The sequence below is a fragment of the Moraxella bovoculi genome, assembly GCF_000988745.2.
Taxonomy (GTDB): Bacteria; Pseudomonadota; Gammaproteobacteria; order Pseudomonadales; family Moraxellaceae; genus Moraxella; species Moraxella bovoculi.
The window spans coordinates 1554711-1580155 of sequence record NZ_CP011381.2; the positions used below are offsets into that span (position 1 = coordinate 1554711).

The 25445-nt window shown below is 44.5% G+C and carries 21 protein-coding genes; 13 read left to right on the forward strand and 8 right to left on the reverse strand.

Annotated features, from left to right (window positions below):
* Positions 1-76 precede the first annotated feature (76 nt).
* Entirely contained in the window at positions 77-1528 is a 1452-nt protein-coding gene (locus AAX10_RS07110) for a protein adenylyltransferase SelO family protein (protein WP_080947103.1), read from the forward strand.
* A gap of 39 nt (positions 1529-1567) precedes the next feature.
* On the opposite strand, the gene AAX10_RS07115 is transcribed toward AAX10_RS07110, so the two are convergent.
* The gene (locus AAX10_RS07115; RefSeq protein WP_046698499.1) at positions 1568-2092 is read right to left on the reverse strand and encodes a hypothetical protein; all 525 of its coding nucleotides are present in this window, start codon (positions 2090-2092) and stop codon (positions 1568-1570) included.
* A gap of 310 nt (positions 2093-2402) precedes the next feature.
* On the opposite strand from AAX10_RS07115, the gene ccoS reads away from it, so the two are divergent.
* Together ccoS and AAX10_RS07125 are read left to right on the forward strand one after the other, a co-directional pair.
* On the forward strand, positions 2403-2582 hold the full coding sequence (ccoS, locus tag AAX10_RS07120; protein ID WP_036365478.1) for a cbb3-type cytochrome oxidase assembly protein CcoS: 180 nt from the start codon (positions 2403-2405) through the stop codon (positions 2580-2582).
* Between the two features lie 31 nt (positions 2583-2613).
* The gene (locus tag AAX10_RS07125) at positions 2614-3474 is read left to right on the forward strand and encodes a sulfite exporter TauE/SafE family protein (protein ID WP_046700241.1); all 861 of its coding nucleotides are present in this window, start codon (positions 2614-2616) and stop codon (positions 3472-3474) included.
* Positions 3475-3531: 57 nt separating this feature from the next.
* On the opposite strand, the gene gdhA is transcribed toward AAX10_RS07125, so the two are convergent.
* The 6 genes from gdhA to AAX10_RS07155 all read right to left on the reverse strand — a co-directional run bounded on the left by gdhA (position 3532) and on the right by AAX10_RS07155 (position 10656).
* Positions 3532-4872: an NADP-specific glutamate dehydrogenase gene (gene gdhA / locus AAX10_RS07130; protein ID WP_046700242.1), complete on the reverse strand. Its 1341-nt coding sequence runs from the start codon at positions 4870-4872 to the stop codon at positions 3532-3534.
* 287 nt (positions 4873-5159) lie between these two features.
* The gene (locus AAX10_RS07135) at positions 5160-6608 is read right to left on the reverse strand and encodes a peptidase C13 family protein (RefSeq protein ID WP_046700243.1); all 1449 of its coding nucleotides are present in this window, start codon (positions 6606-6608) and stop codon (positions 5160-5162) included.
* A gap of 211 nt (positions 6609-6819) precedes the next feature.
* A complete protein-coding gene (gene tsaD, locus AAX10_RS07140) occupies positions 6820-7857 on the reverse strand; it encodes a tRNA (adenosine(37)-N6)-threonylcarbamoyltransferase complex transferase subunit TsaD (protein ID WP_046700244.1) in 1038 nt (345 codons plus the stop codon).
* Between the two features lie 110 nt (positions 7858-7967).
* Positions 7968-8438: a hypothetical protein gene (locus AAX10_RS07145; protein WP_036365464.1), complete on the reverse strand. Its 471-nt coding sequence runs from the start codon at positions 8436-8438 to the stop codon at positions 7968-7970.
* 172 nt (positions 8439-8610) lie between these two features.
* Complete coding sequence (locus tag AAX10_RS07150) at positions 8611-10386, reverse strand: sodium:solute symporter family protein (RefSeq protein ID WP_046700245.1); 1776 nt, start codon at positions 10384-10386, stop codon at positions 8611-8613.
* A 3-nt stretch (positions 10387-10389) separates the two neighbouring features.
* Positions 10390-10656: a DUF4212 domain-containing protein gene (locus AAX10_RS07155; RefSeq protein WP_036365458.1), complete on the reverse strand. Its 267-nt coding sequence runs from the start codon at positions 10654-10656 to the stop codon at positions 10390-10392.
* A 359-nt stretch (positions 10657-11015) separates the two neighbouring features.
* Here AAX10_RS07155 and AAX10_RS07160 point away from each other — a divergent pair, with 359 nt between their 5' ends.
* The 9 genes from AAX10_RS07160 to prpF all read left to right on the forward strand — a co-directional run bounded on the left by AAX10_RS07160 (position 11016) and on the right by prpF (position 21746).
* The gene (locus tag AAX10_RS07160) at positions 11016-11954 is read left to right on the forward strand and encodes a LysR family transcriptional regulator (protein ID WP_036365456.1); all 939 of its coding nucleotides are present in this window, start codon (positions 11016-11018) and stop codon (positions 11952-11954) included.
* A gap of 230 nt (positions 11955-12184) precedes the next feature.
* Positions 12185-13075, forward strand: a complete 891-nt coding sequence (prpB, locus tag AAX10_RS07165) for a methylisocitrate lyase (protein ID WP_046700246.1) — start codon at positions 12185-12187, stop codon at positions 13073-13075.
* 96 nt (positions 13076-13171) lie between these two features.
* A complete protein-coding gene (gene prpC, locus AAX10_RS07170) occupies positions 13172-14335 on the forward strand; it encodes a bifunctional 2-methylcitrate synthase/citrate synthase (RefSeq protein WP_046700247.1) in 1164 nt (387 codons plus the stop codon).
* A 75-nt stretch (positions 14336-14410) separates the two neighbouring features.
* Complete coding sequence (locus AAX10_RS07175) at positions 14411-14818, forward strand: surface-adhesin E family protein (protein WP_046700248.1); 408 nt, start codon at positions 14411-14413, stop codon at positions 14816-14818.
* Positions 14819-14958: 140 nt separating this feature from the next.
* Positions 14959-17544, forward strand: coding sequence for a Fe/S-dependent 2-methylisocitrate dehydratase AcnD (acnD, locus tag AAX10_RS07180; protein WP_046700249.1), 2586 nt, complete (start codon positions 14959-14961; stop codon positions 17542-17544).
* Positions 17545-17621: 77 nt separating this feature from the next.
* Complete coding sequence (locus AAX10_RS07185) at positions 17622-18509, forward strand: hypothetical protein (protein WP_046700250.1); 888 nt, start codon at positions 17622-17624, stop codon at positions 18507-18509.
* A 59-nt stretch (positions 18510-18568) separates the two neighbouring features.
* On the forward strand, positions 18569-19576 hold the full coding sequence (locus AAX10_RS07190) for a helix-turn-helix domain-containing protein (protein ID WP_149038874.1): 1008 nt from the start codon (positions 18569-18571) through the stop codon (positions 19574-19576).
* A gap of 1 nt (position 19577) precedes the next feature.
* On the forward strand, positions 19578-20558 hold the full coding sequence (locus AAX10_RS07195; protein ID WP_046700251.1) for a DNA-processing protein DprA: 981 nt from the start codon (positions 19578-19580) through the stop codon (positions 20556-20558).
* A gap of 21 nt (positions 20559-20579) precedes the next feature.
* Positions 20580-21746, forward strand: a complete 1167-nt coding sequence (gene prpF, locus AAX10_RS07200; protein WP_046700252.1) for a 2-methylaconitate cis-trans isomerase PrpF — start codon at positions 20580-20582, stop codon at positions 21744-21746.
* A 62-nt stretch (positions 21747-21808) separates the two neighbouring features.
* Here prpF and AAX10_RS07205 read toward each other — a convergent pair whose 3' ends face one another.
* Complete coding sequence (locus tag AAX10_RS07205) at positions 21809-22597, reverse strand: hypothetical protein (protein WP_149038876.1); 789 nt, start codon at positions 22595-22597, stop codon at positions 21809-21811.
* A gap of 439 nt (positions 22598-23036) precedes the next feature.
* On the opposite strand from AAX10_RS07205, the gene AAX10_RS07210 reads away from it, so the two are divergent.
* Positions 23037-25427 carry a penicillin-binding protein 1A gene (locus tag AAX10_RS07210; protein WP_046700253.1) on the forward strand — a complete coding sequence of 797 codons (2391 nt, stop codon included), beginning with the start codon at positions 23037-23039 and terminating at the stop codon, positions 25425-25427.
* The last annotated feature ends 18 nt before the right edge of the window (positions 25428-25445 follow it).

Consider the following 25445-nt stretch of genomic DNA (forward strand, 5'->3'; position numbering starts at 1 on the left):
TTTTCTCCACACCCTTCGCCATGTTGCGGAGGGTTTTTTTATGCTACAATCTCATCAAACCCCAAAGAAGAAACTCATGAATCATCAGCACAGTTATCTTACCGTCAATCCCAGACTTTATCATAAACAAAGCGCACTCCCATTGGACAACCCAAAGCTTGCGCATTTCAATCATGCGCTACACCAGAGCATGAGCGGCCTTCCCTTTGATGCGCTGGATTGGCAAAGAATCATTGGCGCAGATAACGATGCCTTTCCTGAAGGATTTGAACCGCTTGCCATGGTCTATGCAGGACATCAGTTCGGGCAATGGGCAGGCCAGCTTGGAGATGGTCGTGGTTTATTGCTCACCCAGATCATCGACAAACAAGGCAAATTAACCGATTTGCATTTAAAAGGCGCAGGCAAGACACCCTTCTCCCGATTCGGAGATGGTCGTGCGATGATTGCCAGTACGGTTCGTGAATATCTATGCGGTCATGCCTTGTCCAGTCTAGGCATTGCCAGCTCCAATGCGCTTGGCTTCGTGGTGTCAGACACCCTAATCGCTCGCAATCAAATGGAGCGTGCTGCTGCCCTACTGCGCACCAGCGATTGTCATGTGCGACTTGGTCATTTTGAATGGATTGCTGTGTATGCGCCCGAGCTTTTGGGCGAATTTACTTATCAGATGATGGATATTTATTATCCAGAAGTGGGTAATGACATCAATAAATTCTTGCATGCAGTCTGTCAAAACACCGCAAAACTCATCGCAAGCTGGCAGTTGATCGGGTTTAGCCATGGCGTCATGAATACGGACAATCTAAATATTACAGGCTCAACATTGGACTTTGGACCATTTGGCATGATGGAGAGATTCAATCCGACGTGGATTAACAACCATTCTGATCATCACGGGCGTTACACTTATCAGAATCAGCCCACCATCGGGCATTGGAATCTACAAAAGTGGTTGTCTTGTTTTAGCTTACTATCCGTGCAGCACGATGTGATGTTGGCATGTCTAGAAGACTATGAGGTAACCCTCCATCAGCATTATGATAAAGGCATCTGCCAAAAAATTGGTCTGGATTCATCACATGCTGGCGCGGCAGACTTGGCATATGAATTTGTTGGCTTGTTAAAGACTTATGAGCTGGACTATACCAACAGTTTTCGCGCTTTGATTGGCGTACTATCAGATGATGAGCATCGGTATGAGCAGGGTTTATTTCATCAATTAACCCAAGAGATCAGCGCACAAGGCGGAATCGAGAGATGGCAAAATTGGCAAGCGCGCTATATCACCACCATAACGAATGCTCAGCAATCCATCGATCTCATGAAAAGAACCAATCCAATCTACATCCTGCGTAACACCATGGCAGAATACGCCATTCAAGGCGCCCTAGAGGATGATTTTACAGAAGTATCCAGATTATTTGATTTGCTGGCAAATCCATTTAAATTACAGTCTATCGCTACGAATGAGGACATCACACCCACCGACAGACGTGCCATGACGCCAATTAGCTGCATGTCTTAGAATAGGTAGAATGAAAAGAATGAAGATAGCAATATCGTGCTAGTCTGACGGCACAAGGCGAATGGTGTCTTGAACTGCGATGATGTGCAGCTCATCGCCACTACGTTCAAAGGCATAGACATCGATTAAGATCCACATGATGGTATCAATGAGCTCGCTGCTGCAATCACCGCCCTGTCTGGTAGAGTTATCTATCGATAGGCGCTCATTAGAGACGTCATGTATATTTAAATCCACCAAGATACGCTCGCAGTCATCATAAAATTCGCCCTGACCACGACTAAAATCGTGCAAATCCAAAACCAATTTACTTGTCACAGGCCGATCATTGATGCTGATGACCTGCCATTTTTTTGCGATGAACTGTTCTGTGGCTCTTGTCTTGCCGATGGCGATGGCTGAGCTGGGCGATGCAGAAATGGGCTTGTTGCTTATTTTCGATTCGTCGCTACCTTTGGGCGGCTGCTCGCTGCACCCAACGAAAAATAGCACCGATACTAAAAGCACGGCGCTTTTATTTAATCTCTGAGTGGCTAGTAAATCGGTATTATATTTAAATCGCATAAAGCATCATGTAATTTTACATCCGGCTGGGCTTATACTTTGATTGTTAATCACTTTGATAAGTTTAGTATTGCGTATTTTGAGATTAAACACAATGCAAAAAGCAGGTAATTTGGTTGTATTTTTGTAGTTTAGGTATTGGCTGGCGAATTATAGTATAATAAGCACATTACTTGAACATTCTTTTCATTCACCCTTTAACATCCATTATGTTATAATGGTTCATTGCGGATTTTCCTGTATCGATCTTTCTTATGACTTATACATCAGCCAAGATAAGCAGGATTGACAATCATTCTAAGGAATACACATGCTTAGCATCTATCTACTCATTCCTTTGAGTCTCATGTTGTTTGTGGTGGCGATTTGGGCGATTTGGTACGCCGTCAAATCCAATCAATTTGAAGATCTGGACAATGCGCCAGAGCAGATCATCCTAGACGACAGACAAGAGCGTCGCAAAATCCTAAAAAAAGATTCACAAAAATAACATACCAGCTTTTGCCAGTATGGAGGTAATTATGACAGCTTCTTTATTAATCGCAGCGCTTGCCATGGGGTTTTTCGGCTCGCCGCACTGCCTAGGAATGTGTGGTGGCATCGTTGCTGCCTTTGGCATCTCAATGAAGAATCTTACGCCTGCCAAACGAAAAACGCTCATCGCCACTTATCACCTTGGCAGGCTGCTAAGCTACATGGCTCTTGGCGTACTGGCTACGATTGTTGGCAGCACGGTGATTGCGCCATTTTTAACCAATAACGCTTTGCCGCGCATTCTTTTGGGTGGAGCGCTGATTTTTGCAGCGCTGCTGATGCTTGGCGTGCCATTTCTGGCTCGTCTTGAGAAATTGGGCTTGGGTCTTTGGAATAAGCTTGCGCCCGTCCGCCAAAAAGTTCTACCAATTGATAGCATTCCTAAGGCGCTTGGCGCAGGTATATTATGGGGGCTTCTGCCATGCGGATTGGTCTATGGTGCATTGGTGATGGCTGTTAGCGTGTCAGCAGCACAGATTAGCCCACTGTCAGGGTCTGCCTTCATGCTGTTTTTTGGTCTTGGTACGCTGCCCATGCTGATCGCTACTGACACCATGATCGCATGGCTTCAAAAGACGGTTAGTAAGTTCAACTTACGTAAGTTTAGCGGCGCGCTGATGCTCATCTCTGGTCTGGCTGTTGCATTATCCCCCACCGTCATGCACATGATGCACGGACACGGCTCTCATGATTTCCATGGCCATCATGCACATGGTCATCATGCACATGGTCACATACATCATGAAGATTCTCATGATCATTCGCACATGCAGCATGACCATAGCAATCACAACCATGACCACAGCACTCATCAACATCACAACCATCAAGAACATAACCATCATTAAATTTAACAATAAAAAAATCCGCTCATCGTTGAGCGGATTTTTTAGGGTTTATAGATGTTATAGGATACCGTAAGCCACCAATGCGTTCGCTACTTGAACGAAACCTGCGACGTTAGCACCAGTCATGTAGTCCACGGCGTCTTTGGTAGTGCCGTATTTCTCAGCAGCTGCTTTTGAATTGTCGTGGATGTTTTTCATGATGTTTTGTAGTTTTTCATCAAGCTCTGCAAAAGTCTTGTATTGGCGTACTGAGTTTTGGCTCATTTCTAGGCCAGATACCGCAACACCACCAGCGTTCGCAGCTTTACCAGGTGCGTATGCTACGCCATTGTCGCGTACCACATCGATCGCTTCAGCAGTCAATGGCATGTTCGCGCCTTCTGCGACGTATTTTACGCCATGCTTAACCAAAGCTTTAGCGTTTTCAGCATCAACTTCGTTTTGGGTAGCGCAAGGTAGAGCTACTTCTGCATCGAACTGCCATGGCTTTTGACCTTCAAGCCACTCGCCGCCAAATTCTTTCACGTAGTCTGCCAATGCTTTGCCGTTGGCTTTGTGATCTTTTACCCAGTTGATTTTTTCTTGGGTGAAACCGTCGTGATCAACCAAAGTACCTTTAGAGTCAGAGAAAGTGATTACTTTACCGCCTAGGTGTAGTACTTTTTCGGCAGCGTATTGAGCCACGTTACCTGCACCTGATACTAGAACAGTCTTGCCAACTAGGTTGTCGTTGTTCACTTTTAGCATGTTGTCAAGGAAGTAAACCAAGCCATAGCCAGTCGCTTCGGTACGGATCAATGAACCACCGTGACCAACACCTTTACCAGTCAATACACCTTCAAACTCACGAGTTAAGTTCTTGTACATGGCGAACATGTAGTTCACTTCACGACCGCCAACACCGATGTCGCCTGCTGGTACATCCATGTCTTTGCCGATGTTTTTGTGTAGCTCGCGCATGAATGCGTAGCAGAAACGGCGGATTTCAGCTTCTGATTTACCTTTAGGATCGAAGTCCGAACCACCTTTAGCACCGCCCATAGGTAGGCCAGTTAGTGCGTTTTTGAAAATTTGTTCGAAGCCTAGGAATTTTAGGGTGCCTTCAGTGACAGTTGGGTGGAAGCGGATACCGCCTTTGTATGGACCGATGGCGTTGCTGAATTGAACACGCCAGCCGCGGTTGACCTCTACTTCACCTTTGTCATTTTCCCAGTTTACGCGGAAACCGATGATGCGATCAGGCTCGCACAGACGCTCAAACACGCGATACTCTTCAAACTTAGGATTGTTGGCATACACCTTATCAATGGTCAGCGCAACTTCTTTTACCGCTTGAATGAATTCTGGTTGGTGAGCGTAGTTTTTTTCTACTTTTGCGATGGCAGACTGGATGGTCATGGCAGATTCCTTAAGTTAGGTGGGTTAAAAGCGAATGGTATCAATCGATGAAATTAATCATATCAGGTGATATATTCATAAGCAAATACAATATAATAAAAAATGGTCGAAATTGCAAACATTATTCAATATTTTTTATTCATATATTATAAATTATGATATATAACACCCTATCAATCAGTTTTAACAAATATATCCTTTTATGATTTCAATCAGATGACAACCTTCACACAAAAAACACCCCTGATCGTCAGGGGTGTTTACATAAATATTCAATAAATACTCTATCACGGAGATGCACTTTCAACATGGCTAAATGTCGGCATATCAATTATGGGATTGGTTGCGTGATGGAATAGAGCCTTCTCTAACTCGGGTAAGGCGCTTTGCATCATCGCACCCACCACCATCTGCGGCTCTGATGGCTCAAACCCCATCAATGCCTCACGCTCACCAACACGGCGGCGCGCTTGGTTAAACGCGCCTGTTAGCGTGGTCTGTTCGCGCATGCTCTCAGAAAAGAACGCACGCCCAAAATAAGTCATGTCAGCATCATTACTACAGCCAAAAGACGCTCTATCGGCACGGCTTGCGGTGATGATGGCTGTGGTCGGACTTGATAAAGCCTGAATGAATGCGCCTGAATAGCAAGACGATACCACAATGACTCGCCAACGAATGCCTGATGCATCCAACGCCCCGCGCAGCCACACGGGGTCGATCGGATCGAGCGTCAATGGCGGATTGGTCATGACCAGATCGCCCAAGATACTGCCCGACTCATCCACCGCACCGTGAGAGCTGAGCGTTAAGAACAGCGCATCTTCGTCCACATCCATGCGATTGCCAACCGCCTTTAGCGTCTCAGCCAGACTCGTACGACTGGCGATCGGATATTCATCCCAAGTATGTGCGTTATTAATGAGTGATACGGAGCGATCTTTTGCACCGAATCTGGCATCGAACAGCTGCGCCGCTTGCTCGATTTCACTGGCGAATACATTTTGCTCAGCATAGCCTGCCACACCGACAAAATACCATTCATGTTTGCCTTTGACGCTCTTAGCAACACCATCCAAGCTTTGTCCCAGTAACGCTGATTGTTTATAAAACTGACGCTCAGATAGCGTTGGCGCGACATTATTTACCTTAAAAATCGGCTGGTCAGCGACGTTTCTTTGCCACACGACAAGCAGCAACACCGCACCGCCAATCATCAAAAGACGCTCCCACCACGGCCAATGCAGCTTCTTGGCGAAAATCCACAACAAAGATGCCGTCTGCCACACAAATAAAAACGTGAAAAGACCGGGCAAGATGCCATACAAAAACGACGGTAGCCACCCCTTAATGTCCAGATACTGAATGCCGCTTTGGATAAGCACCAACATGGTATCAGCAGCAAGCCATAAAATCACCGGCACAAAGAGCAGCGAATAATTCATCGTACGCTTCGCCAAGATAATGCCCGCCACCAAAATAATCACCGGCCATATCAAATAACTGATCAGCCCCTGCTCATTAAAATAGCTTCCGCCCTGCGCTGACAAATAAGCAAACAAAATATTCGCACCAAGCGCCGCCAATAAAAAAACCGCAAACTGCCCAAAGGTCGGCTTAACGGATGTAAAAGCGCGAGCATTACCGCCCAGCATTTGTAAGGCGGCTTTGATGTTTGCAATGAAATTGGCAGAGAATCTGGGCAAGGATTCGATCTTTAGGGATGATAATGGCAAAGTGAGCTCTTTTTATTGTTATGTTGTGAACAGTTATTTTCTCAAAATAGCACCCATCGCGCAAGATAAATTTATCAGCCTTTAATTCACATCAGCACTCATCAATATCAATATAAAATCTGTGATGGGGAAGTAAAGCATTTAATCGACATATTGGGTGCATAAGCTCAATATGCCGATTACGATGATATAGATGGAATTGTATTAGCCGTCACGCACTGGTGAAGTTTAAGGTCTGCATGTCCCATCTTGGTACACACGTTACAGACAAATCATCGCTCTGACCCACCTGCAATCGACAAAATCCCGCATAAGCGATCATCGCACCATTATCCGTGCACAGCTCTTTTGGGGCGTAGTGTACTTTGGCGTTTAGCTTGGCAAGCTCACGTCCCAAACTCTCTCTAAGTTCAGTATTGGCAGAGACACCGCCGGCAATGACGAGTCGCTTTAGACCTGTTTGCTTGAGCGCGCGAACGCATTTTTTGACCAAAGTATCCACAACCGCATGCTGGAAACTCGCTGCGATGTTGGCACGCACCACAGGATCTAAATCAGAGTTCGGCGTATCTTTGATAAGATTATGCACGGCCGTCTTCATGCCACTAAAAGAAAAATCAAGCCCTTTGTGCAGCATTGGGCGCGGCAGTTGATAGGCGTTCTTATCGCCACCCTCAGCCAAACGTGCAACGTTCGGCCCGCCTGGATAAGGCAGATTTAGCATCTTGGCCGCTTTATCAAAGCACTCACCCGCCGCATCATCGATGGACTCGCCTAATATTTCGTATTGTCCAACAGCATCGGCACGCACCAGCATCGTATGCCCGCCCGACACAAGCAAACACACGAAAGGAAATGCCACATCCTCGCCCAATAAAGGCGCAAGCAGATGCCCTTCCATGTGATGCACACCGATGGCAGGCACGCCAAGCCCATAAGCCAAAGCACGGCCAAACAGCGCACCCGTCATCAGCGCACCGATCAGCCCCGGCCCTTTGGTATAAGCCACCGCATCGATGTCAGATTTCTCAATGCCTGCCTCATGAAGCAACTCATTCAACAACGGAACCAGCTTGCGGATATGATCGCGGCTGGCAAGCTCGGGCACAACCCCACCATAAGTGGCGTGCAGCTCGATTTGACTGTATAGCACCTGTGCAAGCACCCCGCCACGACCGTCATTCATCTGACTGTCATAGATGGCAAGCCCTGTCTCGTCACAGGAAGTCTCTAAGCCTAATACTTTCATAAGTCTCTTTGTTTTACAATTTTGATTATTATAGCATTTTTCTGGATGATTTTTGATAACAGCGAAATAAACAAAACCACCCAAAAGGCGGCTTATTTATCAAGAAATAACTATTGGCAAACAGCGCGAACGATGTCTTCTGTCATCGGCGTCTGACCCCAATTCGGTGATTGACTAAAATCCGATTGTAATTTACTTTGACAATCTACCAAGATCGGTGCATGATGTGCCGCCATTCGCCGTTCAAAAAAATACAGGTTCGCACGCTTAACATTGCCAGCTTCGGCGTTCTCGCTAGGCTCGACTGCAACGAAGTGCAAGATTGGCGCGCGAAAATATGACCACGGCTTGTAAAATGCAGGATCGGCATGGGTTGCCACCACACTCACACCATCAGGCAGACGGCTCCTGGTATGATCGAACCAAGTATATTCGCTATAAATCTGAAAACCAAGCATTCCAAGTCCAGCCGCAGCAGGTACAATCCAACGTGGTAGCTTTTTAAATAGCAGCCTAAAAGACAGCGCAATCCCTGCCGCCATAAATCCTGCCAAAATGGTCGCAATCAATTCCCAAAACATTCAACAATCCTTTTGTTATAATCATTAAACAAAATCAGGCTAACTATATCATAAAGGCATCGCATTTTATAGTTAAATTTCGCATTTTATTCATATAAATTTCTTTTATTATCAATTACTTAAAAATAAAAAAAATGCAGACACTAGGTCTGCATTTTTGTTAGATTGACGATTAGTGATCGATTGCTGCGCCTGCACCCTTTGGATAGCGTACGCTTTCAACCAGATCTTGGATCTCTTGTGGTGGTGGCGCAGTCATGTAAGATACTGCAAACGCTACCACGAAGTTGATCAGAGCGCCGATCGGACCGAAGCCTAGCGGGCTAATACCCATGATCCAGCCTGATACGTCATCAGCAAGCATGTTCGTACCTGGGATGAAGAACCAGCCTTTGAACAAGAAGATGTACACACAAGTTACGATCAAGCCTGCAAGCATACCAGCTACCGCGCCTTTGTTGTTGATGCGTTTTGAGAAGATACCCATCATCAAGGCAGGGAACAGAGACGAACCTGCGATACCGAATGCCAAGGCGACTGTCTGTGCAGCGAAACCAGGAGGGTTCATGCCAAGCCAAGTTGCAATGGCGATCGCAACAATCATCGAAACACGAGCCGCTGTCAATTCACCTTTATCGGAAATCTCAGGTTTCAAGATTTTCTTGATCAAGTCATGCGAGATGGCTGATGAGATGGCCAGTAGCAAGCCTGCAGCGGTAGATAGTGCTGCCGCGATACCACCTGCAGCGATTAGACCAATAACCCAAGGTGGCAGGTTGGCAATCTCAGGGTTAGCCAAGACCATGATGTCATTGTTTACATCCAGTTCGTTGCCTTGTAAACCTTGCTGAGCGGCGGCAGCGTTGAACGCTTCGTCTTTTGACTTGTCATTGTAGTAGTTGATCTTACCATCACCGTTTTTGTCTTCGAATTTTAGAAGGCCAGTTTGTTCCCAGTTCTTCATCCATTCTGGACGTGCTTCATAATCAATCGGTGCAGAAGTTGTGCCATTTGGATACACAGTATCAACCAGGTTCATGCGAGACATCGTACCTACTGCAGGTGCTGCAGTGTATAGCAATGCGATGAATACCAGTGTCCAACCTGCTGATGAACGCGCATCAGATACCTTATTAACCGTGAAGAAACGGATGATAACGTGAGGCAGACCTGCAGTACCAATCATTAGCGACAAGGTTAATAAGAACATGTTTAGCTTATCAGGAACATCAGCAGTATAAGCTGCAAACCCCAGATCAGTAATCAAGCTATCAAGCTTAGATAGCATGGTTGCGCCACTTTCTAGATCAGTACCGAACAGGCCTAACTGCGGGATTGGGTTGCCAGTGATGTTCATTGAGATGAAGATTGCAGGAATGATATACGCAATCATCAATACCACATACTGAGCTACCTGAGTATAGGTAATGCCCTTCATGCCGCCTAGTACCGCATAGAACAGTACCACGACTGCTGCGATGATCAGACCTGTATTCTTATCAACTTCCAAAAAGCGAGAGAAAGCCACGCCCGCCCCTGTCATCTGTCCGATAACATAAGTGGTACATGCCAAAATCAAACACACAACAGCGATCAGACGCGCACTCTTAGAGTAGAAGCGATCGCCGATGAAGTCAGGCACGGTGAACTTACCGAACTTACGCAGATAAGGAGCTAGCAATAACGCCAGTAGTACGAAACCACCTGTCCAGCCCATTAGATAAGCAGACGCCGCATAGCCACCCATGGCGATCATACCTGCCATCGAGATGAATGACGCCGCGCTCATCCAGTCCGCACCTGTAGCCATGCCGTTGACGACAGGGTGAACACCGCCGCCTGCAACGTAGAATTCTTTGGTCGAGCCTGCACGCGCCCAAATCGCGATACCGAAGTACAGCAGGAACGATGCGCCAACAAAAATTAGGTTAATTGCAAATTGACTCATGGCTTACTCCTCCTCTACGCCGTATTCTTTATCAAGGCGATTCATGCGCCAAGCATAGAAGAAAATGAGTGCGACAAAGGTAAGAATAGCGCCTTGCTGACCAAAAAATAGTCCAAGGTCTGTACCCATGAAAGTGATGCCCATTAATGCAGGGCGAAGAAGAACGGCGAAACCGAGCGAGCAGACTGCCCACACGATCAAACAACCAATAATAATACGAACGTTGGCTTTCCAGTAGCCAGAGACGTCTTTATCTGTACCATGTGACATGGCGACCTCCTTGTAAATTGCATAAGCAATTTTAAAATACTTCCTTAATAAAATCCTTTTAAGACTTTAATGTCCTAAAAATCTACCACTCAAAATCTTATTAAGAAAGCAGACCTAGTTATTAAAATTCCATAACATCCAGCCGATACGCAAGAGATTTACTCATACAAATCAGCCAGTGAATCGCATAATAGCATAATTTTTTAGCTTTTCAAGTACTTTTGCAAAAATTTTAGAATTTTTTTTAACTTATTTGCAACAATATAGCAACCTAAATTGCAAACTTAAACCACTTGTCAAAAGACCTTTCCACTCCACCGCTTTTATGCTACTCTACACACTCATCATGGAGTTTTTAAATGGATTTGCATCAGCTAAGCGCCTTTATGCACATTGCCCAGACGGGCAATTTTAGCCAATCTGCCAAAGCCCTAAATATGTCGCAGCCGACCCTTTCTCGGCACATTGCCCAGCTTGAGCAGGCATTGGGGCAGACGCTCATTCATCGCACGCACCGTCCAATGACGCTCACGCCAGCAGGGACTTTCTTTTATCAGCACGCCCAAAAAAGCGTCAATGAATTAAACGAACTCATCACCCTTACCCAAAACTTTGGCAAATCGCCCACAGATACGCTCACGATTGGGTTTGTGGCATCTATCTTGTATGGGCTTTTGCCTGATGTGATTGGCGAATTAAAAAGCAAATTGCCAAATCTTACCATCAAACTTTTGGAAGTTGGCTCAAATGAACAGCCCACCGCTCTTAAAGCAGGACAGATTGATGTGGGCTTTGGGCGACTTATGTCGTCTGATGCATTCATTCGCCAGACTTTTTTAAGGCACGAAAAGCTGATGGTCGCTTTGCCTTGCCAGCATAAACTTGCGACCAAAAAGTCGTTGTCTTTTTCGGTATTGGCTGATGAAATGCTGATTTTGTATCATCGCACACCCTTGATTCTTGGCGAAGGAAAGACGCTAGATCCCCTACTTCGTCTATTTCACGAACGCCATCTTTATCCGACACACACCCAAAAAGCCAGCGACATTCAGATTGCCTTAGGCTTAGTATCAGCAGGCGAGGGCATTACGCTTGTGCCGATGAGCCTAAAAGGCGTGCGTCGTGAGCAGATCGCCTATGTGCCGCTAGAATCGCCTGATGCGACTTTTCCGATTTATCTAAATACGCTTAACAATACAGAACAGCTCAACCCCAACATTCACGCCTTGCTTGATGCCACTTATGCGGTGTATCAAGCCAAAAACATTGAACATCAGCCATACTCCGCCAATTTGTAACTAAATATTTCAAAAATATCGCCCATCATTGATATTTTGCATATATTTTGGCGAAATTATCCAAAAATTGACGATAAGTATTCACTTTTTGAATACTTATCTTTTTGGCAATGGTTTGACGATTTTATACAAAGATTTGACTATGGCGTTTAGTTAAAATTGCCGTTATACTAAAAATTAATCAATCAGTTTACCTTCATTCACTCACAGCCAACTTAAGGATAATAGCAATGAGTATTTCAGCAGGTCGCCGTTTTCGTGATGCCATCAATAGCGAAAAAGCAAACGGTCGCCCCCTTCAAATCGTCGGCACAATCAATGCCTATACTGCCATGATGGCAACAGAGGTAGGATACAAAGCCATTTATTTATCTGGTGGCGGTGTTGCCAATGCGTCTTTTGGTTTGCCTGATTTAGGTATGACCAGTCTAAATGATGTTTTGACTGACGCTACACGCATTACCAATGCTGTGGACACGCCACTTTTGGTGGATATTGACACAGGTTGGGGAGGTGCATTCAACATCGCTCAAACCATTAAACAAATGCAAAAAGCAGGGGTTGCTGCCGTGCATATTGAAGATCAAGTCGCTCAAAAGCGTTGTGGGCATAGACCAAATAAGGAAATTGTTAGCACTGCTGAAATGGTGGATAGAATCAAAGCCGCCCTAGATGCCAAGACTGACCCTGATTTTGTGGTGATGGCTCGCACTGATGCCTTAGCGGTAGAGGGCTTAGACGCTGCTGTCGAGCGGGCGGTCGCCTTTGCCGAAGCAGGTGCTGATATGATTTTTGCCGAAGCGCTTACCGATATTGAGCAGTATCGTAAATTTACCGATGTATTAGACATTCCTGTTTTGGCAAATATGACAGAGTTTGGACAAACTGACTTATACACCACCGAGCAGTTATTTAATGTCGGTGTCGATATGGTGCTTTATCCGCTCTCGGCATTCCGTGCAATGAATAAAGCTGCACTCAATGTGTATCAAACGCTAAAAGATGATGGCGTACAAACAGCTGTATTGGATACGATGCAAACGCGTATGGAATTGTACGATTTTCTCAATTATCACGCTTTTGAACAAAAGCTAGATGAATTGTTTAAAAAAGGCAAATAATCATCGGCTCAGTCCAAAAAATCACACGCCAGCATCAGCCTAATTTGCCAATGCCAGCACAATCAAAAAACCACTGTCAAACAAAAGGAGTTTATCATGACAGACGCTCAAACCCTACCACAAATCCCCAACTTTAAGCCCAAAAAATCAGTCGCCCTAAGCGGACAAATTGCAGGCAATACCGCCCTTTGTACGGTTGGTAAATCGGGCAATGATTTGCATTATCGTGGTTATGATATTTTGGATTTGGCGAATAACTGCGAATATGAAGAAATCGCTCATCTTTTAATTCACGGACATTTGCCAAACCGCTATGAGTTAATTGCCTATAAGCAAAAATTAAAATCAATGCGTGGTTTGCCAATTCGTGTGATTGAAGTCCTAGAAAGTCTGCCCGCCCACACGCACCCAATGGATGTGATGCGTACAGGCGTATCAATGCTTGGCTGTGTGCATCCAGAACGAGAAAGCCAGCCTGCATCAGAAGCGCGTGACATCGCTGATAAGCTCATCGCAAGCTTGGGCTCTATCCTGCTCTATTGGTATCAATACAGCCACAACGGCAAACGCATCTTAGTAGAGAGCGAAGAAGACTCCATCGGTGGGCATTTCTTGCACCTACTGCACGGCAAGCGTCCCTCCGACAGCCACATCAAAGCGATGCACATCAGCCTAATCCTGTATGCCGAGCATGAGTTTAATGCATCCACCTTTACCAGCCGTGTCATTGCTGGTACGGGCTCGGACATCTATTCGTGCATCACAGGCTCTATCGGAGCATTAAAAGGTCCTAAGCACGGCGGTGCTAACGAAGTAGCTTATGACATCCAAAAACGCTATCGCAATGCTGATGAAGCCGAAGCCGATATTAAAGAACGTATCGCCAAAAAAGAAATTATTATTGGCTTTGGACACCCTGTCTATACCATCTCTGACCCCCGTAATGTGGTGATTAAACAAGTCGCCAAAGATTTATCGGAAGAAACAGGCGATATGCGACTCTTTGATATTGCCGAGCGATTAGAATCGGTAATGTGGGACGAGAAAAAAATGTTTCCGAATTTGGATTGGTTCTCTGCGGTGTCTTATCAAAAAATGGGTGTGCCAACGGCAATGTTTACCCCGCTTTTTGTAATGGCTCGATGTGCAGGTTGGTCAGCTCATATCCTAGAACAGAGAGCGGACGGTAAAATTATCCGCCCAAGTGCCAATTATACTGGCCCTGAGAATTTGGCGTTTGTACCGATGAATGAACGGTAATTAAATAAAACAAGGGCATATTTTATAGGTAAAATGTGCCTTTGTTTTTTAAAAATTTTTTAATAGGGTATTTTTATGAACTTTCATAAAGCAATTGTCTTAATTTTATTCTTATTCCCTAATTTTGCCTTTTCTCAAAATTGGATGCAATTACCAGCAGAATATCCAGATGAAAAAGCAATTTATATTGATACAGACAATATTAAAAAGAGCAATCCAAATCAAGTAATTTATAATTTAAAAAGGGATTACAATAGCCCACAACAATTTGACGAACATCAGCAATACCATTCTCAAATTTTAACCATTAAAGTAAATTGCAAAACTAAAAAAATTGCCGTTTTGCAAGTAAACTTCTACGATAAAAATAATTTAGTCATTTACCAACATCAAACCAAAAAAGCAGTATGGCAAGACATTGGCAAAGAACCCGCCATCAATGCACGCTTTAATTTTGTTTGCAATTATGGCAAATCGTCGTAGGTTGAGTTAGCAATAGCGTAACCCAACATTTAAAATCTGTCATTTAATTTTTTAGGGCGAATTGCAATTCGCCCCCACCCAAAACCCAAAATAGCGTTTATTATTTAATTTTTCACAGCCAAAGAAAAGGAAACTTAGCAATGAAAAACTACCGTAAACCCCTACCAAACACCGAGCTACATTATTTTGATGTAGAACAAGCGATTAACGACATTCGCCCTAATGCTTATGAACGCTTGTCCTACACCGCCAAAGTGCTTGCCGAACAGCTGGTGCGAAATTGCAATGATGACCCAAAACTCTCCGAGTATTTAGCACAGCTTACCGACAACAAACAAGAACTTGATTTTCCTTGGTATCCTGCACGAGTGGTGTGCCACGACATTTTGGGACAGACCGCCCTTGTGGATTTGGCGGGACTTCGTGATGCCATCGCTATGCAAGGGGGCGACCCATCAAAGGTCAATCCTGTGGTACAAACTCAGCTCATCGTAGACCATTCTTTGGCGGTGGAACACGGGGGCGATGACCCTGACGCTTTTGCCAAAAACCGTGCCATTGAAGACCGCCGAAACGATGACCGCTTTGACTTTATCAACTGGACAAAAACCGCCTTTCTTAATGTCGATGTTATCCCTGCTGGCAACGGCATTATGCACCAAATCAACCTTGAAAAAATGTCGCCTGTGGTGCAAGTTAAAGACGGCGTCGCTTTCCCTGATACCTGTGTCGGCACGGACAGCCACACACCGCATACCGATGCGTTGGGCGTGATTTCGGTGGGCGTGGGGGGACTTGAAGCCGAATGCGTGATGCTTGGACAGCCGTCAATGATGCGTACGCCTGACATTGTGGGCGTGCATTTGACAGGCAAAAGACAGGCAGGGATTAGTGCGACTGACATTGTGCTTGCTTTGACCGAGTTTTTGCGAGGCAAGCGGGTGGTGGGGGCGTATTTGGAGTTTTTCGGGGAAGGGGCGAGCAGTTTGTCGGTGGGCGACAGAGCGACCATTGCCAACATGACCCCAGAATATGGGGCAACCGCAGGGCTGTTTTATATTGACCAAAACACGCTGGACTATCTGACCTTGACAGGGCGAGAGAGCGAGCAGGTAAAATTGGTGGAAAATTATGCCAAAACCGTTGGGCTATGGGCGGATAAAATGACGAATGTCCAATATCCACGAGTGTTAGAATTTGATTTATCAAGCGTAACTCGTAACATCGCAGGTCCATCTAACCCACACGCAAGGGTGGCAACGGCGGATTTAAAGGTAAAAGGCATTGCAGGGGTGGTAGAAAATCTTAACGATGGACTAATGCCTGACGGAGCGGTGATTATCGCAGCGATTACCAGCTGTACCAACACTTCCAACCCAAGAAATACCGTGGCGGCAGGACTGCTTGCCAAAAAAGCCAACACACTGGGGCTAACTCGTAAACCGTGGGTGAAGTCGTCCTTTGCCCCGGGGTCTAAGGTTGCTCGCCTTTATTTAGAAGAAGCAGGGCTTTTGTCCGAACTTGAAAAATTGGGCTTTGGCATTGTTGGCTTTGCCTGCACCACTTGTAATGGCATGAGCGGGGCATTGCGACCTGAGATTCAGCAAGAAATCATTGAACGAGACCTATATGTCACAGCCGTCCTGTCTGGCAATCGCAACTTTGACGGACGCATTCACCCTTATGCCAAGCAAGCCTTTTTGGCAAGTCCGCCGTTAGTGGTGGCGTATGCAATTGCAGGAACGATTCGTTTTGACATTGAAAATGAGCCACTTGGCAATGACCAAAATGGCGAGCCGATTTATCTAAAAGACATTTATCCAAGTGATGATGAAATTGATGATATTGTGGCAAGATGCGTAAAACCCGAGCAGTTTCGTGAAATTTATATCCCAATGTTTGATTTGGATAAATCGCAAAAAGCAAACAGTCCGCTTTATGAGTGGCGTGAAAAATCCACTTATATTCGCCGTCCGCCCTATTGGGAAGGAGCATTGGCAAAAGAATGTGAACTTAAAGACTTACGACCGCTTGCCATTTTGCCTGATAATATTACCACCGACCATTTGTCGCCGTCCAATGCCATTGTCAAAAATTCGGCGGCGGGCGAATATCTTGCCAAAATGGGCGTGCCAGAAGAAGATTTTAATAGCTATGCCACCCACCGAGGCGACCATTTGACCGCACAACGGGCGACTTTAGCAAATCCGAAACTCTTTAATGAAATGGTCAAAAACGCTGACGGCACAACCCGTCAAGGCTCGCTCGCTAGGATTGAACCAGACGGCACGGTTGTGCGAATGTGGGAGGCGATTGAGACTTATATGGAGCGGGGTCAGCCCTTAATCATCATCGCAGGGGCGGATTATGGGCAGGGGTCAAGTAGGGACTGGGCGGCAAAAGGCGTGCGACTGGCTGGCGTGGAAGTGATTGTGGCAGAAGGCTTTGAACGCATTCACCGCACCAACCTTGTGGGAATGGGCGTGTTGCCACTGCAATTTATAAATGGTCAAAATCGCCATACGCTTAAATTGGACGGTACGGAAATTTATGCGGTACAAGGGGAAATCTCGGCTCGTTGTGAATTGGAGCTTGTCATTGAACGCAAAAATGGCGATGTGGAAAGCGTGCCTGTGTTATGTCGCCTAGATAGCGATAGCGATGTGAGAACTTATAAGTCGGGGGGCGTGCTTAGGGAGTTTGCGAGTAAATTTTTAGGTAGCTAAAAATTTATAAATCGTATAAGGACAAGGCAATTTTGTGGTAGGATTGTCTTGTTGTTTTTATCTTACAGGAGTTTTTTATGTTTGGTTGGTTCAAGAAAAAGAAACCCAAAACAGCCTTTGATGTTTTTGTAGAGGCTATATATGGTGAAAATCCGCCAAAGCTATCAGCCAATTTTGAACAATCTGCAAAAACAGCTTATAGTGTATTACTCAATGGGAAAGCAGAGTTAAAAGTTGTTCGTGCGGAATGTGCGGAACTTTATTCATCTGGCATTCCTTATAATACTTATGATTTAGCACTTAGTACAGCCCTAAAATTCTATATGAATTTTAGGGAAGAATATAATTTGGATTTTACCGACCAATTGCAAGCAAGAATGGCGATGCTTGAATGGATACAGGAGAAAAAATGCAATCCTATTATTGCTAATACTTTTGAAGATAAGTTGTATAACATCTACAAAGAACCACTTTACAAGCCAAGCAATGAACCTAAAAAGCAGACACCAAAAGAAATTTTTGATGATATTATAAATGGAAAAAATACTACTTTTTTTAAGATAGGTAGCCGAGCATTTCCACATGCACCCAGAACACAAGATGAGTTAAATGAAGTAATCGGCTTTATTGTTAAAGACTTGTGGGGCTTAATTCCAACCTATGAGCATTTGTATCAATTTGTAATGTGTGAGATTGAGGGTGCTAGCATGTCCGACAATGAAACAGCTCAACAACTTGTTCAAATGAGTGGATTTCCTCCCAGTGAATATAAAAATGCACTTATAGGCTCAGAGTTAATGGATGAGGATGATAGCGCAACCCATTTTTTAAATGCGGAAATCTTTTTAGACTTGCTAGCACATTTCAACCGTCAAGAAGTTGTTTTTATCAGGTGCTTGATTATGATGAGTTTTATCAATGAATATAGGGAGCAAATTGATGAGGCAAGGAATATATTTAGCTAAGCGTTAAATCCCAACCTATAAAAACATCATCTTATTTTTTTATTGACCACGAAGATACAATGAAACGATTTGAAATACAACCCATTAAAAGCTGGTACATAGACAAAAATACCTCTCAGTGGCAAAAAGGGAGATTTTTATCCCGACCGGTTAAAGCATTTTTCCATAACGATTACCATGCTGGAAGCCCTCAATTTAGAACCCAATTCGGTACAGTGGAAAATATTATTACCACTCTTAAAAATCAGTTTGAAGACACCAATATTATTACTTTAGAAAGGGTTAGTAACCTTTTCATCAGCATCCTACAAACAGATTTACCAAAAATACTATCAAAAGTTGAAAAACAGCGTCTAACTGTATGTGTTGTACCAAGAGCAAAACGACAAGATTTTTATCAACCAAATCAATTACTATTTAAATCATCTGTTAAGCAAGCAGTTTCCACGCTTAATAATTTTGATGATGGTACAGATTTCATTCTAAGACATACCAATACCAGAACTACACATTTGGATAGGTCTGGATATGGTGGTGATGGAGATTTGCCTTATCCAAATATCACGAAAGACACTTGCCATATTTCAAATGCTGTTAATGGTAGAGATATTTTACTTATTGATGATTTATATACAGAGTCAGTAAATATTGATGAAGATTGCTTACAAGCACTCTTAGATAACGGTGCAAATAGTGTTTACTTTTATTCCTTGGGTAGAACAAAAGCACAAAATATTTATAATGATAATAATATGTTTAAATTATTTAATAATACATTGAAAGAAACATTTTTGCTTGCGTCGCAAGGTTATCATTTAGAACAGATGGCACAATCTCGTGGAGTTACTCAATCTACGATTGTTTTAAATATTATAGATATTTCCAATATCCTAGGTTCAGATTTTGCACTACCCTATAAGCCAAGTGATGAAATTGTATATACTGTAAAAAATTCTGTTAACAAAATTGGCTCCGATAGGCGTTTAAAGCCAATTTACGAAGATTTAAATGGTCAAGTTTCTTATGATGAAATAAGATTATCACTACTTTTTATTGATGAGATGTAATATGAAATATTCAGATAATGCTCTTAATATCATTACCTTAAAATCCTATAAGGGTATTGGTAATGCTTGGATAGTCAAAAATATTGTTGGCAAAAAAAATGTTGATGATATAGTTAATTTATTAAATTCTAAATCAAAACAGTCTTTTGTTGTTACAACTGAACATTTTGAAGCAGAAAAAAATAAAATTAAAGATAAAATTGATGCCTTAGGGAATTTTTGTGATGGTTTTATTGCTTTGGGAGATTTAAATTTCCCAAGATATCGAGGTAATGTTAAAGAAAGTGATCAACCCGTTTATTTATTTTATAAAGGTAATTTGAGTTTATTAGATGATGAAAATAAAAACATCACTGTAATTGGATTATTGAATCCAAGTACAGAAATAGAGGAAAGAGAGAAAAAATTAGTATCAGAAATCACGAAAAGAGAAATAACGATTGTAAGCGGCTTAGCCTTTGGGTGCGACAGTATAGCACATAGACAGGCTTTGATTGGTGGAAATACAGTTGCCATATTGCCTAGCCCATTAAATAACATTCTACCAGCGAAAAATAGGGAGCTGGCTTATGAAATTGTTGATAATGGCGGACTTCTTATCACAGAATATTACGAAATTCACCAATCTGCAATGGAATTAAACACCAGATACAAAGACAGAGACCGCTTACAAGCCTTATTTAGTGATGCTGTTATTTTGGTTGCAAGCTATGCAAAAAACTCTGCTACGATTTGGAATATTACCAATCAAAAACTAGATAGCGGGGCAAGATTAGCAATGGAGTTTGCGGGAAATTATCAAATTCCACGAGCCATTATGTATAATCACGATGTTGATTATCAAGACCCAATGTTTGATTTAAATAGAGAGTTGTTAGCAACAAATAGTGTATCCATATTAACTCCAAAAGTTTTGGACAACTTAGTTTCTGAAATACATCACAAAAAGACATACGTCATTCATCAAGCAAGGCTTTTTTAATATTATTAAAGGACTAAAACAATGCAAACCCCAATCCTAGCCACTTATATGCGTGGTGGCACATCAAAAGGCATATTTTTTAATTTGGCGGATTTGCCAAAGCTTTGCCAAGTGGCGGGAGCTACACGAGACGCATTTTTGCTCCGTATTGTGGGCAGTCCAGACCCCTACGGCAAGCAGATTGACGGACTGGGCAACGGCTCATCAAGCACCTCCAAAGTCGTCGTCATCTCGCCAGCAATGGACGGCACGCACGATGTCAATTATCTTTTTGGGCAGGTCGCCATTGACAAGGCGATGATTGACTGGTCGGGCAACTGTGGCAATTTGACAGGGGCGGTAGGCAGTTTTGCGATTTTTAATGGACTTGTAAGTAAGGATAAAATCCCAGAAAACGGCATTTGCACCATCAAAATTTACCAACAAAATATCGGCAAAACCATCATCGCCTATGTGCCAATCAAAGACGGGCAGGTGGTGGAAACGGGCGATTTTAAATTGGACGGCGTCGCTTTTCCAGCGAGCGAAATCAAGATTGAATTTATTGACCCTGTGGACGACACGGGCGAGATGTTCCCTACGGGTAATTTAAAAGACACTTTGTCCGTGCCTGATGTGGGCGAGTTTACCGTTACGATGATTAACGCAGGCATTCCCACGATATTTTTGCACGCAAGCGATTTGGGCTTTACAGGCACAGAAAAGCAAGCGGACATCAATTCAAACAGTGAAATCCTAGCCAAATTAGAAAAAATCCGTGCTTACGGTGCGGTCAAAATGGGCTTGATTGACGATGTGGAGCAAGCCCAAAGCCGTCAGCACACGCCCAAAATCGCTTGGGTTGCACCGCCTACCGATTATGTCGCATCTAGCAGCAAAACGGTCAAAGCCGATGACATTGACCTACTTGTGCGGGCGATGAGTATGGGACAACTACACCACGCTATGATGGGAACGGCAAGCGTGGCGATTGGCACGGCAGGCACGATAGTCGGCACGCTGGTTAATGACGTGGCAGGCGGTCAAGAGCTTACCGAAGTGTGTTTTGGACACCCGTCAGGGACGCTCACGGTGGGTGGACAGTCTGAATGTGTGGGTGGCAAATGGGTCGCCCGTAAAGCATCTATGAGTCGCAGTGCAAGACGACTGATGGTGGGGCAAGTGTTTGTGCCTGAGGATAGTTTTTAACGCCCTACTCTTTCATATCATAAATAAACCCCTGCATGATACAGGGGTTTATTTATGCTTAATTAAAATCCGCACGCTTTATCAGGTGTTGCGGTGTAGAAAATCTGGAACGCGCTGTTCGCACCTGTTGTGACTTTTTTGCCGTCGATGGTCGCTGTCGCCACAAAGTCAATACCGCCACCAGCATTCTCTCCTGATGCGAAGTTTGGTAACGTCAAAGAGCGGAGGGTGACTTTTTTATCATTGACTGCCACGTCTGGCTTGGTAAGCTTCTGACCACGATCTTTGAAAGTCTTACCTTCTGTCAATGGCGCATTAAAATCATCATAAATAATATCCAGACCCAACAATACAGCAGCATCTAGCGCCGCTTTACCCTTCACGACAGGAATGCCAATCAAAGCCTTGCTGCCGCGATGCACCATGTTGTTATCGATGATTCTGCCATCTTGTAGGGTGCGCGCTTCGGCGGCGATGGATGTAGTGCGGTTCATAACCATGATCTTATAGCCAGCAACTGCCTTATCTGCCTTGCCATCAAAAATATCCGCCACCAATTCAGGTGCATCACCCTTCGCATTTACAAGCAGGCGCGCTGATGTCTCGCGGATCGGATAGATGACATAGTCAATCTGCATCTCGCGCTCGTTGGCATACTTTGAATGTGTGCTGTCAATGCAGCTTTGAACGGCAGTAACAGGCTTGACGGCTGTGATGTCTGCTGCTTTTACATTATTGCAGCCTGTCATCACTAATGATGCGGTCATCGCTGCCGCCAAACCAGCTAACTTCATAGAGTTCTTCATGGATTCGTCCTTATGTCGAGTGCTGGTTTTGTAACGCCCTGTCATGGTACATGGTTAGATTAAGTCACGGATGTGACAATTGGTTAAGATTATATATCAAATAATAACTATTATCAAACTCAATTGTAAAAGTTCAACCCTTTTTATTGCATTCATCGCAGACAAACGCCACTGATTGTTCTTGCGATTCTGCTCACGGCGAAATTGATTAAAGATAAGATTTTAATTATTATGAAGAATCCCGACACAGCCAGCTGATTTATTTACCTTCCTAATGGCATTTTAGATTCATGTTTCGCCCAAGACATTTCAAATAAATATATAAAAATCAGTTATTTATATTAAATTTTGCTTAGTATAATTTTGGTAATATACGAACACAATACTGGCATTTTTGTGATAACGTGGTAAAATGGTAAGTTACATAAAAAGCGTGCTTATCAGTTAGGACAAGCTGTCGCACTCAAACCACATAAAGAATGCTATGACCCAAACCACCCAAAATAAGACCGTAAGCGCCTCGATACTATCTGTGATCCTGCGCTGTTTGGTTGCCATTATTGCCTTATTATTGATTTTGGTGCTCGCCTTTCCGATTGGATTTTATGGCATGGCGATGTATCTTGAGCCGACCCTACCTGACGTCAAGAACATCGATAATAACAAATTTGAGATGCCGCTGCAGATTTATACCGCAGACAATCAGCTCATCGGTCAGTACGGCAACCGCCTTGCCATTCCCGTAACTTATGATCAGATTCCCAAAAAAATGATCGGCGCATTCTTATCAGCAGAAGATTCTAGTTTTTTTGAGCATAGTGGCATCAGCGTTAAAGGCATCGGTCGTGCCATGACCGAAATCGTAACCAATGACGACACCCAAACTGGTGGCTCAACCATCACCATGCAGGTCGCCAAGAACTACTTTTTGAGCTCTGAGCGAACACTTGATCGTAAGCTTACCGAGCTGTTCGTCGCCCGCAAAATCGAAAACGAAATGACCAAGGATGAAATCTTAACACTGTACGTGAACAAGATTTATCTGGGCGAAGGTGCGTATGGTATCGCGGCGGCGGCACGTCGTTATTTTAGTAAGACGCTAGATAAGCTTACCGTGGCTGAGATGGCGATGATCGCAGGTCTACCAAAAGCCCCTTCTGCCTACAACCCTGTCGTAAATCCTGAGCGCGCCCTAACCCGACGCAACTGGATCATCGGTCGCCTACTAAAAGAAGGTCACATCAGTCAAGCTGAGCATGACGAAGCGATCAATGCACCGATCGGGCTTAATATTTACCAAGAAAAACTCGACATGAACATGCCATATCTGGCAGAGATGGCACGAAGCACCTTGGTTGATAAATACGGCGAGCAAGTCATTGACAGCGGTTGGCGCGTACAATTAACCGTCCATAGTAGAGAGCAGATCGCTGCTGAGAATGCCCTAATATCAGGTCTAAAAAGCTATACTGCGCGCCACGGCTGGCGCGGCGTGGAAGCTGAATCTGGCGACCTAAGCAAGCTCAAGAACTACGATAACATGTATCCTGCCGAAGTTACCAAGGTTAATACCAGTAGCTTTGAAGCAAAATTACAATCAGGCGACACCATCACCATTCCTTGGTCAGGCATGAGCTGGGCGCGTCGCTATTACAGCGAAGACCGCGTGGGTGGCGGGTTTAGTAACGCTCATCAGATAGTAAAAGTTGGCAACATCGTTCGCGTCTCACCACTCAACGAACAAAAAACCGCTTGGCGCATGGTGCAAGTACCCTCTGTTCAAGGTGCATTGGTGTCGGTTCATCCTGACAATGGTGCGATTCGCGCGCTTGTGGGTGGTTTTAACTTTAACCAAAGTAAATTCAACCGCGCCACTCAAGGCTATCGTCAGCCAGGCTCCATCATCAAACCACTCATCTATGCGGCTGCACTGGAGTCGGGCAAATACACCCCGAACAGCCTCGTCTCTGATGCCGCGATTCGTGTCGGAGAATGGCAGCCGAAGAACGCTGACGGCAGATACACAGGCGACATGACTGTCCGCCGTGCTCTGGCGCTGTCGCGTAACACACCTTCAATTCGCCTACTACGCTCAACAGGCATTGACAATGCGCGCCAAACTCTAGATATGTTTGGACTGGAGAAAGAACGCCTACCTGCAACACTTGCACTCGCTTTGGGCGCTGCTGATGCCACACCACTACAGATGGCGATAGGCTTTGCTGCCTTGATTAACGGCGGCCACCGCGTTCAGCCTTATTTTATTGAACGTATTTATGACTTTAATAATCAGGCAATTTTCCAAGCCAATCCTGTACAGGCGTGCGCGCTTTGTTTTAATGAAGATCTGAGCAAATTAAACGAAAATCTTGCCAAATCATACGCTGAACAAACAGACACCAAAACTAATGGATCAAAATCAAACGCTGAGCAAGACACTCCAGCTGACAGCACTCTAAATGCGACCGCAGAGCATGACCGCCTAAAACCTGCTGCGCCTGCCAGCTATGTCAGCGCCACACAGGCACCGCGTGTCATCAGCCAAAAGACCTCTCATGCGATGGCAGGCATGCTACGTGAAGTCATCACAAGCGGTACAGCTCGTAAGGCATTGGCACTTGATCGTTCGGATGTAGGCGGTAAGACGGGTACGACCAACCAAGCCAAAGATGCTTGGTTTGCAGGCGTGCATCCTACCAGTGCAACCATTGTTTGGGTGGGCTTTGATAACCCTGCACCGCTGGGTGCCAAAGAATACGGTGGCGTGGCTGCGTTGCCGATTTGGGTGGATTTCAGCCGTCATCAGCTGCGTGACACACCTGTAAGATGGGTATCTGATGAAGACCGCTCCAAAGCTGTCAAATTAAAGCGGTAAGTCATCAGCATCACCGAT

What these genes read in the sequence shown, in the direction of transcription:
- AAX10_RS07185 (WP_046700250.1), top strand. Translation starts at nt 17,622, where the DNA reads ATGTTTGGTTGGTTCAAGAAAAAGAAACCCAAAACAGCCTTTGATGTT.
- AAX10_RS07190 (WP_149038874.1), top strand. Translation starts at nt 18,569, where the DNA reads ATGAAACGATTTGAAATACAACCCATTAAAAGCTGGTACATAGACAAA.
- AAX10_RS07110 (WP_080947103.1), top strand. Translation starts at nt 77, where the DNA reads ATGAATCATCAGCACAGTTATCTTACCGTCAATCCCAGACTTTATCAT.
- tsaD (WP_046700244.1), bottom strand. Translation starts at nt 7,857, where the DNA reads ATGAAAGTATTAGGCTTAGAGACTTCCTGTGACGAGACAGGGCTTGCC.
- ccoS (WP_036365478.1), top strand. Translation starts at nt 2,403, where the DNA reads ATGCTTAGCATCTATCTACTCATTCCTTTGAGTCTCATGTTGTTTGTG.
- AAX10_RS07150 (WP_046700245.1), bottom strand. Translation starts at nt 10,386, where the DNA reads ATGAGTCAATTTGCAATTAACCTAATTTTTGTTGGCGCATCGTTCCTG.
- AAX10_RS07145 (WP_036365464.1), bottom strand. Translation starts at nt 8,438, where the DNA reads ATGTTTTGGGAATTGATTGCGACCATTTTGGCAGGATTTATGGCGGCA.
- AAX10_RS07155 (WP_036365458.1), bottom strand. Translation starts at nt 10,656, where the DNA reads ATGTCACATGGTACAGATAAAGACGTCTCTGGCTACTGGAAAGCCAAC.
- gdhA (WP_046700242.1), bottom strand. Translation starts at nt 4,872, where the DNA reads ATGACCATCCAGTCTGCCATCGCAAAAGTAGAAAAAAACTACGCTCAC.
- prpF (WP_046700252.1), top strand. Translation starts at nt 20,580, where the DNA reads ATGCAAACCCCAATCCTAGCCACTTATATGCGTGGTGGCACATCAAAA.
- prpB (WP_046700246.1), top strand. Translation starts at nt 12,185, where the DNA reads ATGAGTATTTCAGCAGGTCGCCGTTTTCGTGATGCCATCAATAGCGAA.
- AAX10_RS07125 (WP_046700241.1), top strand. Translation starts at nt 2,614, where the DNA reads ATGACAGCTTCTTTATTAATCGCAGCGCTTGCCATGGGGTTTTTCGGC.
- AAX10_RS07160 (WP_036365456.1), top strand. Translation starts at nt 11,016, where the DNA reads ATGGATTTGCATCAGCTAAGCGCCTTTATGCACATTGCCCAGACGGGC.
- AAX10_RS07210 (WP_046700253.1), top strand. Translation starts at nt 23,037, where the DNA reads ATGACCCAAACCACCCAAAATAAGACCGTAAGCGCCTCGATACTATCT.
- AAX10_RS07175 (WP_046700248.1), top strand. Translation starts at nt 14,411, where the DNA reads ATGAACTTTCATAAAGCAATTGTCTTAATTTTATTCTTATTCCCTAAT.
- AAX10_RS07205 (WP_149038876.1), bottom strand. Translation starts at nt 22,597, where the DNA reads ATGACAGGGCGTTACAAAACCAGCACTCGACATAAGGACGAATCCATG.
- AAX10_RS07115 (WP_046698499.1), bottom strand. Translation starts at nt 2,092, where the DNA reads ATGCGATTTAAATATAATACCGATTTACTAGCCACTCAGAGATTAAAT.
- prpC (WP_046700247.1), top strand. Translation starts at nt 13,172, where the DNA reads ATGACAGACGCTCAAACCCTACCACAAATCCCCAACTTTAAGCCCAAA.
- AAX10_RS07195 (WP_046700251.1), top strand. Translation starts at nt 19,578, where the DNA reads ATGAAATATTCAGATAATGCTCTTAATATCATTACCTTAAAATCCTAT.
- acnD (WP_046700249.1), top strand. Translation starts at nt 14,959, where the DNA reads ATGAAAAACTACCGTAAACCCCTACCAAACACCGAGCTACATTATTTT.